This window comes from Helicobacter ailurogastricus (genome assembly GCF_001282945.1).
GTDB lineage: Bacteria > Campylobacterota > Campylobacteria > Campylobacterales > Helicobacteraceae > Helicobacter > Helicobacter ailurogastricus.
The window spans coordinates 500,829-502,950 of the sequence record NZ_CDMG01000009.1 but is presented as its reverse complement, the minus strand read 5'-3'; the positions used below and the strand labels follow the sequence as shown (position 1 = coordinate 502,950).

Sequence of the window (2,122 nt, the reverse complement as noted above, 5' to 3'; positions counted from 1 at the left end):
AGTGCGTGCAGCTGGGCATTTTTGCGCTAAAATGATGTATGGAAATACAGAGTACAAGTGTTTTTGAAAAATGGCTAGAAACCTCAAAGATCTAAACGGGAAAGGTGTGATCATGCGCCGCATACAGAACTTAAAAAATAGCGGGCACTTTGGTGATCACAAGCACATAGGTGGTGTGCTTTTTGAGCTGCGCATCCACGCAAGACCGGGCTACCGCCTCTATGTGGCTAAACAGGGAGAGACCTTGGTGATTTTGCTTTGTGGAGACGATAAAAGCACACAACAAAAGAATATAATCGAGGCGCAAAAAATCTTAGAGGAATTACCATGAAAGTAACCCTAAAACCCTTTGATGCAGCCGAGTTTTTAGACTCTGATCAAGTGCGCTTATCCTACCTTAACGCCGTTTTAGAGGACGGAGACTTGGCAGAACTCAAAGATGCCTTAGAGGTGATTGCAAAATCTAAGAGCATCGACTTACCCCCCTTTGAGGGAGATTCTCTAGAGTTTGCAAGAGTGTTAAAGAAATTAGGCTTTTGCTTGCAGTCTTTAGAGATGCTAAAATGCCACACCGCCTAAAACGCTTTGTAGCTGTGAATTACCATGCCAAAACAAGCATTCACAAAACCCCCAAACATAGGGTTTTACGCCGAGATGATAAAAATTACAGAACCCAAACCTCGATACAAAGACATCATGGTTGACGCACCTGAAATACTGCTGGAGTGTACAGACAACACAGTCGGCAAATAAACATCATCTCCAACAAAGTGCAAGATGTTTTTAACTTTGTGTTGGTGGCTGGTAGTGCGTCCACCCCAGTCCCCTCCCGTGGGGCAAGGTGGTATGTGTGTCAGATCAAGTAAGATGTTTCAGTGCGACCGCCAACAAGATTGTGAGTTATCAGGTCTACCTTTGGAGCTCGAGAGGCGTGCTTGGGTGTATCAATGGACTAATTTTAATCTATCGAAAACATCCCCACCGTGTTGGTAACATTGGATACATCCCAAGCTGAGATATCATGGTCAAAGCATATTGCACGAGAAAACGTCCTCCCCATGTTTTTTACATGAGAAACATCCCAAGTCTCCAATCCATCAAAGTTGCGACGCTCAAAGTTTTTATAACCATTCGAAAACACACAGTTCAAATCTTCGATTGCGCTAATATCAATCCCTCCAATTGGTTTTAGAAAAATAGCATTTAGTTAATTTGTCTGATAGCTCGCATCCCCTCCTTATTGTTTTATAGCAAGCACCCGATGCCGCCCACATCAGTATGATCCGGCGGACCGTACTGTGCGAACATAAATCTTCGGTTAATGTTGTTGTGTTACCTAAGTATTAGGCTTTTAGCTCAATATTTTACAGAGTGGAGGATGGGATGCGCGGTCTTTTTAATCTAATGCCAAAGATGTCCAAATATTGGGTATGCAGATTTGGATGGTTCCTGATAAAGAGGTCTTTAGTAAGACGAATTGTCAACCTGATTCCGATGGAGATGCAAACGACATGCTCAATAAGGCTTTGGAAACAAACCAAGGTTGGTTTGATGGGGACAAGTTACGCAGATTGCTTTTTCCTACAATTAAGGGGCAATCTATTTTTATTTCTCACGCACATGACGATTTGCAACACGCCAATTGTGCGAAATCGAAAATTGAATCAGAGTTTCCTCGGCATAGGGTTTTCATTGACTCACGGCACTGGGAGTCCGTTTACAATGTGCGAAAAATACTTATGAGACATTACAAGGCCTATAGTGTAGCACAGCACTTACACATCATGCTTATTATTTCCCTAGCACGGATGATTCAGGCTTGCGAGTACTTTATTTTATAGAAACCAAATCTTCGTTTCCCACTGATAGAAAATTTCAGGGCGACTTGACCTCTCCGTGCACAGAATCCCCATGGATTTACTATGAGTTACAAATCGTACAATTGCTCCTAGATCAAAAGGAGAGGTTTCTAACAGAGATAAGTATGGAGAGCTTGGATCCCACGGCAAGGATGCACTGTCTTTACGATGTAAGACGAATTCTTAATAGAATGGATCTTGTTCAAAGAATCGACGACCTGCCTAACAAGCTTAAAGAGCTAAAATTAAAGGAGTAGCACATG

The 2,122-nt window shown here is 42.4% G+C and carries 3 protein-coding genes; 2 read left to right on the top strand and 1 reads right to left on the bottom strand.

Translation table 11 applies throughout. The features are described from left to right. The first annotated feature begins 112 nt into the window (after positions 1-112). Positions 113-331, top strand: coding sequence for a type II toxin-antitoxin system RelE/ParE family toxin (locus HAL07_RS07835; protein WP_082356017.1), 219 nt, complete (start codon positions 113-115; stop codon positions 329-331). Next, positions 328-579 carry a helix-turn-helix domain-containing transcriptional regulator gene (locus tag HAL07_RS07830; protein ID WP_053945654.1) on the top strand — a complete coding sequence of 84 codons (252 nt, stop codon included), beginning with the start codon at positions 328-330 and terminating at the stop codon, positions 577-579. The genes HAL07_RS07835 and HAL07_RS07830 overlap by 4 nt, the downstream gene beginning before the upstream one ends. A 379-nt stretch (positions 580-958) precedes the next feature. On the opposite strand, the gene HAL07_RS07825 is transcribed toward HAL07_RS07830, so the two are convergent. Further along, a complete protein-coding gene (locus HAL07_RS07825; RefSeq protein ID WP_274377888.1) occupies positions 959-1,183 on the bottom strand; it encodes a BspA family leucine-rich repeat surface protein in 225 nt (74 codons plus the stop codon). Between the last annotated feature and the right edge of the window lie 939 nt (positions 1,184-2,122).

Bases quoted from the DNA above. Each gene is read 5' to 3' on its own strand.
- HAL07_RS07835 (WP_082356017.1), top strand. From the start codon at position 113: ATGCGCCGCATACAGAACTTAAAAAATAGCGGGCACTTTGGTGATCAC.
- HAL07_RS07830 (WP_053945654.1), top strand. From the start codon at position 328: ATGAAAGTAACCCTAAAACCCTTTGATGCAGCCGAGTTTTTAGACTCT.